Source organism: Hymenobacter amundsenii (assembly GCF_002204745.1).
Taxonomy (GTDB): domain Bacteria; phylum Bacteroidota; class Bacteroidia; order Cytophagales; family Hymenobacteraceae; genus Hymenobacter; species Hymenobacter amundsenii.
Window position 1 is genome coordinate 1 of sequence record NZ_NIRR01000076.1, and the last position, 5,742, is coordinate 5,742.

Below are 5,742 nucleotides of genomic sequence, written 5' to 3' on the forward strand. Positions count from 1 at the left end.
GCCTCTCACCCGCGACAAAATCAACCAGGTGCTGCAAGAGCACTTCGGCCACACCGCCACCGTGAATTAGACAGCGGCTACAAGTCAAACACAAACGAGCATTTTCGCAGCCACAAGCAAATGCGGGTACTGCCCGGGAATGGCAATAGGAACGGGTGAGAGACAAGGTGGCTACTGCTTGGTAAAGCCCAAGGCGAGCACGGCTGGTAAGTCGGCTGGTTGCACCGTACCCTCCAGCACTAGGCCTGTGGGACAAGTACAGGCGGTGCAAACAGCGCCAGCGTCTTTGATGCTGGCTCGTGGCTGGTGCAGCGTGAGGTTCTGTTGAGCTAGGTAGCCCTGGGCTGCGGCTAGGAGTTGTTGTGTGCTTGCGGCTTGGCCCCAGCGGTCGGCACATTGAGTTTGAGCGTAGCGTACCCCCACCAACTCTGGTGCCGGGTCCTCTTGTTCGCCGGTACAGCCCACGGTTGCCAAAGAACACAGACTGCCGAACAGCCAAACAGCAAAGCGAGTAGGTTTCGAGTTCATGGAGAAGTAGGGAATGAGTTCCGCTTGATGACCGGCCACGCAAGCGATAGGTTGCACACCGACTTTTTCATTTAAGTTTCTGAATATACGCAGTCTACCCAAACGGTGGCAAGGTAAACGCTCTCTATTTGAAAAAACGAGGGTATGTTTAGGAAAATAACGATACTCGTAGCGTGACCAAGGAGCAAGCCATTGCCATCGCGACAGGTTTTGTCGCCCAGCAAAACCAGGATTCGTCTTTGCCCGCCGCTTACCACTGGGTGGTCGGCAAGCCGGTTGAACACGAAGAAGGATGGTACTTTGACCACGTCTTTGGCCTTCGTCCTGGTCAGTTGGCAGTCGAACCCCTCCTGCTCGGGGGCGCACCTGGTTTTCTGGTCTGCAAGAGCACGCAACGGATACGCACTATCTCCTGGAAGGAACTCCCCGAACTTCCCCTTCAAGATGCTCTGCGCAAGCAGGCAGTACAGCAAGCGGAGAACCTCTTGGCTGCGGGACTCACGTTGGCGAACCTGCGGTCCCACCTCCCGTTGCCGTTGTCGGAACTACAAGCCTTTAAGGCCCGGCTGACCGAAAGTAACGAGGCGGAACAACGTGCTATGTTAACCGCGCAACTGTACCAACACGCCTGGAAAGCACACGAACCAGACTTAAACCACAGCAACGGCTAGTTCACGCAAACGGTCGTGGCTTAGACACGCCCTATTCAAAGTAAAGAGCGTAATCTTGGGACAAGAAACCATCACACTTCAGACAGGCGGTTGAAATGAATGGCATCGGGTTTTTGACAGCCTTTCACTGGTTTATTCCCGGTGTGCAGGACGTGCACGAGGTGTTCGACGCGTCCGCCGACCAGTGCCCGCAGAAGCCGGCACTACTCGCCTATTTGGAGCAGTGCCCGCCCCTGGTCGAGTTCATGGACCGGTTAGTGGACGAGGAAGGAACCGAAATCGGTTCGTTTTCTATCCACTCCGACGGCGAATGGGTTTGGCCCAGCTACGTGGGGTACTACCTCCACCGGCCCAGGTACCGTCTTCGAGACGAGCGCTTGCTCCAACACGCGGCCGCGCGCGGGTTCGCGGTGCCCACGTTCACGGCCCAAGAGGCTCACACCCTGCTGCAGCGGTACCTGCACTTTTCCAAAACAGGTCAGTGGTGACAGCCAAGTACCCAAGCCCCACGCAGGCACATGGCGTTCATTCAAACGGTCCGAAGATAAACGAGCCTTAACAGGTTATGATAGGTAACTGCATACCCGAGAATTTAACCCCGGTGGTCTGTGCTTGCTCCAGCGCCTGCTTTACGCGCTCCGACACGTAAAGGCCGGCCCCTTGTAGATTAAACAAATCCAGGTGCCTATCAAACGCGGGAGTCAGTACCAAGTGCTCCGGCCACTTGAACCATTCCTGGGAGTGGAGGAACTCCTGCGGGGTGGCGAAGCGGAGCTGCTGCTTGTTGTTCAACAGGTCATTGCCGGTGCAATAGGTCGAGCGGGAAAAATCAATAAAGCCCGCGCCCAGCAACGGCACCCGCACCAGCGCATAGTCGTTTACGCCCGGTGCCCCGCCTGGCACCTCCACGGGGAAGGTGTGTGTAAAGCGGGTGTTGAACGGCGCGAGGAGGGCTTGTGTCCGTTCATGCAGCAAAAAAGGGCACTTCCACAGATGGGGCCCGAAGGAAAGAAAATCGGTCATTTTGGCCCCGCGCAGCACTCGCAAGCACCGGATGCGTCCGGCCGGCACCGCATCGCTTTGGGGGTCGGTCGCCCGTAGCGTGGTGAGAAAGGCGTCGTCGCAAATCTCGACCTGCATAATGCCATTGCGTACCCCAATGACCTTCGGGTCCGAAGGAAGGACCAAGGGGAAATAACAGCGATTCGGCTCGTCCATGGGCGACAGGGAGTAAACGGTATAAGGGTGCTAAAAGTAAAGAGCGTTCCGTTCAGTGAAACGGTGGGTCGGTGAACGCGGCCTGTTCAGTTGAAGATGCTGTGATATAAAGCAAGGGATGGGGCAAATTTTTTACCTTTGGTCGCCTTTAAGGAGGGCCTTCGGGTCCATCCTGCGTAGCCTCGGCCCCTCAACGGGTCGGGGCTACTTCTTTTTCCAGGCACCGGGCCGGGTGGTAGTGCGGGTCATAGGCGCAGTCGTTCTTCCATAACGAGTAGCAGAGCAGCAGCAGCTTGCGCATGACGGCCACGACGCCGGGCTTGCCGCTGGCCTGGCGCGCCCGTAGCCGGGCATAAAAGCCGATTTGCTGCGGGTTGGAACGTAAACTACTGACGGCGGGCAAATACAGGGCGGTGCGCAAACGCACGTTGCCGCGGCGGGAAATGCGCGTGGCCCCGGCCGAGAGGCCGCTTTGGCGCTGCACCACGTCCAGCCCGGCGTAAGAGGCCAATTGCCGCTCGTTTTCGATCAACGCGAAGCCGGTGGTTTCGGCGACGACGGCGATGGCCGTCGTCCGGCCAACGCCCGGCACGCTGGTGAGATGGGCCAGCTTGCGGGCCAGTTCCGGCTCGGCCGCCAGCAGCGCGGCCAGGTCCTGGTCCACGGCGTTCAATTGCTGGTTCAGCAGGTGCAGGCGGGTCGTCAACCGGTCCAGGGTGCGCGCATCGGGCTGATAGCTATGGTGGTAGGCGTGGCGCTGGGTTTTGAGCCGGGCGGCCTGCTGGGTCAGGCTCTGCCGTTCGCGGGAGAGGGCGCGCAGCTGGCGCAGGGCGGGCGTGGGCGGTTGCCAGGCGGGCAAGGCGCGCTCCAGGCCCAAGCGGCAGAGCAGGCGGGCGTCGAGTTGGTCGGTTTTACTTTTTTGTTCGGTGCTCTGGGCAAAATGTTTGACTTTATTGGGCAGCAAGACACTCAGGGCTTGGGCGTTATCAGCCAGGAAATAGGCCAGCTCTTCGTAGTACACCCCCGTCGCCTCGACCACAAACCAGCCAGGAGCCGCTGTTGGCTGCTGCTTGGCCGTCCAGGCCAGCAGCGCCGCGAAGCCGGCCGCCGTGTTGGCAAAGGTGGTTTCTTTGCCGAAGCGCAAGTGCTGGCTGGTCTCGATGCGGCCAAAACAGGCCACAAAGGTGTCTTTGGCGATATCAATCCCCACCACGTATTTGAGGGGGGCGCTGACGGAACGAGCAGTGGGCATAACCAAGTGGGAAAAGGGGTTAAACATTCAACCAGGCAGGTTTTTACCGCAACTTTCCTTGTACAAATACGGGATGCCGGGCGCAAGCCAAGCTCCCTCCATGCTGTGCAGTCTTCGGGCAAAAACGGAAAACGGGGCACGGACTCTTCAACACATGGTCAGCCCCGAGGGGCCGCCGTTAGGAGCGTTGCGTGTCCCCGTTTTCTTTTCTGGCTACCTTCTAAAGTAAGGCAGTGCAATCATACAAGGAGCGTATTTTAGGCACCATTCATTATGCCCGTATTCATTGCCATGAAAGCCGTACTATTCCGCTCGCTATTGCTCCTCGTGTTTTTGGGGGTGCTGCCCGTCGCCTGCTGCCTACAAGCCACGCGCGAGTATGCGTATCTGAAGGAGTTGTTCCTCGAATTGGCCGACGCCGCGGGCACCCCGTTAACCAGCGGCGCCCGCACTTCCGCCAACGAAGTGCGGCTCACGCTGCAGTTCCGCCTCGACTACGTCGCCCGAGGTGCTATTGGCGCCCCGTTCACGGGGTCGGCCCAGGCGTTTCAGTGCGCAGAAGAAGGCCAGAAGGGCCTGAAAACGGCCGTGGCCGCGGTGGGGCTGACCAGTACCGGGCTGTTCAACGGGCAAGCCGCGGGCCAGCCGCTCAACGCTTTTGTGCGCTGCACCATCGGCCGCAACGGCCCGGATTTTCCCTTGGCCCAACTCGCCGATTCGCTCAACACCAAAAAGTGGTACTTAGACCGGCGATTCGAGCCCATTGTCCTGCGCATTAGCCCCAAGCCGGCGGACAACGCCCGCCAGCAGTTCCAGGTGCGGGTGCGGACCGTCGATGCCCAGCAACTCACGCAAACCACCCCGGCTATTGTGTGGGACTGAGGGCCGACGATTTTCTGCTTACTCCTGCGCATGGGGTGCGATACCCGTCCCGGCCCAAGTGTTTATTGAAACGGTGATTCAAATCTACTATCAGGCCACTTAGCGAACCAGCAGCAAACACAACGCCGTATTTGCTGCTGGTGCGCCGCGGCTAAACCCCGGTGAATTTCACCGTCACCAGGGGCTGGGTCTGATCACAGCGGATGAGGAAGGGCTGGGTGGCCAGCAATGCGGTGGCGTCTTTGTAGGCAAAGTCGAACTCCTGCAGAATGCTGCTCTCAAAGTCTCCCTGCCGGTTGAGCAACTCCGAGAAGTGCTGGCGGTAAGCATCCTTCTCCGCTTTTTTGAGCGAGTGCCAGTGCTTGAGCGTATCCGTGCGGCTCAACACCCGGCCGGCCCCGTGGGAGCAGCTCCAGAGTGCTTGCTCCAGCGAGGCGTCCCAGCGGTTGGGCTTGACAATAAGTGAGCCCCGGCTCATAGAGAGCGGAATCACGACTTCGCTATCGCCCACCAGCTGCGTACTGCCCTTGCGGTGAATCACCCGGGCGGGTTGGAATTCGAGCAGGTTGTGGCAGCTGTCGGCCACCACAGAGGTGCCCGCCTGCACATACTTATTGCGCAGCAGAAAGTCATAGGTTTTGGCCAGGAACTGCTGTCGGCGGCTTGCCGCATAGGTCAGCACCCGTTCATACTCCCGGACGTAGTCCGGCGTGGCCAACTCCAGGGGCAGCCAGTCCTGACCGGGGCTGTGTTGTTGCAAGAGGGCGCAGTTTTGCTGGTACATGTAGATGCCCAGGTTGCGGCTGCCCGTGTGCACGAGCACATAGAGGTACTTCTCAGAGGCTTCCAGCGAGAGGAAGTGATTCCCCCCACCCAGGCCTTCGTCGGTCATGGCGTGAACCTCCCGTTCCAGGGCCCGGTAGTGCTGGACCTTGTCAAAGGGTCGCAACACGTCCTGCCGGGAAATACGCAGGTAGGCTACTCCGCAGCCCATGTCCTTGCCTGTCACCAGAGGATAAAAGACGTCGGTGGTTTCAAACGCCACCCCCACGGGGATGGAGCGCTCGGAGCAGTAGTGGATATCGGGAAAGATGAGGTGGTCTAGGCAAGACGGACAGAAGAAGGACGTATATTTCTTCTGTTATGGCAACAAAATCAAGCGGGACGTCGCCCGACAAACGGCGTAAATAC

6 protein-coding genes are annotated in these 5,742 nt (G+C 59.1%); 3 read left to right on the top strand and 3 right to left on the bottom strand.

From position 1 onward, the window contains the following. Positions 1-701 precede the first annotated feature (701 nt). A complete protein-coding gene (locus CDA63_RS19765) occupies positions 702-1,199 on the top strand; it encodes a hypothetical protein (RefSeq protein ID WP_088466179.1) in 498 nt (165 codons plus the stop codon). Positions 1,200-1,312: 113 nt separating this feature from the next. Continuing rightward, positions 1,313-1,687 carry a hypothetical protein gene (locus CDA63_RS19770; RefSeq protein ID WP_126546981.1) on the top strand — a complete coding sequence of 125 codons (375 nt, stop codon included), beginning with the start codon at positions 1,313-1,315 and terminating at the stop codon, positions 1,685-1,687. Positions 1,688-1,754: 67 nt separating this feature from the next. On the opposite strand, the gene CDA63_RS19775 is transcribed toward CDA63_RS19770, so the two are convergent. Further along, positions 1,755-2,417 carry a hypothetical protein gene (locus tag CDA63_RS19775; protein ID WP_088466181.1) on the bottom strand — a complete coding sequence of 221 codons (663 nt, stop codon included), beginning with the start codon at positions 2,415-2,417 and terminating at the stop codon, positions 1,755-1,757. Between the two features lie 190 nt (positions 2,418-2,607). Further along, on the bottom strand, positions 2,608-3,669 hold the full coding sequence (locus tag CDA63_RS19780; RefSeq protein ID WP_088466182.1) for an IS110 family RNA-guided transposase: 1,062 nt from the start codon (positions 3,667-3,669) through the stop codon (positions 2,608-2,610). 273 nt (positions 3,670-3,942) lie between these two features. Between CDA63_RS19780 and CDA63_RS19785 the strand changes: the two genes are divergently transcribed. Continuing rightward, complete coding sequence (locus CDA63_RS19785; protein ID WP_088466183.1) at positions 3,943-4,551, top strand: hypothetical protein; 609 nt, start codon at positions 3,943-3,945, stop codon at positions 4,549-4,551. A gap of 151 nt (positions 4,552-4,702) precedes the next feature. Here CDA63_RS19785 and CDA63_RS19790 read toward each other — a convergent pair whose 3' ends face one another. Further along, positions 4,703-5,596 (bottom strand): RtcB family protein, encoded by an 894-nt coding sequence (locus CDA63_RS19790; protein ID WP_126546982.1) that lies wholly within the window; start codon positions 5,594-5,596, stop codon positions 4,703-4,705. Between the last annotated feature and the right edge of the window lie 146 nt (positions 5,597-5,742).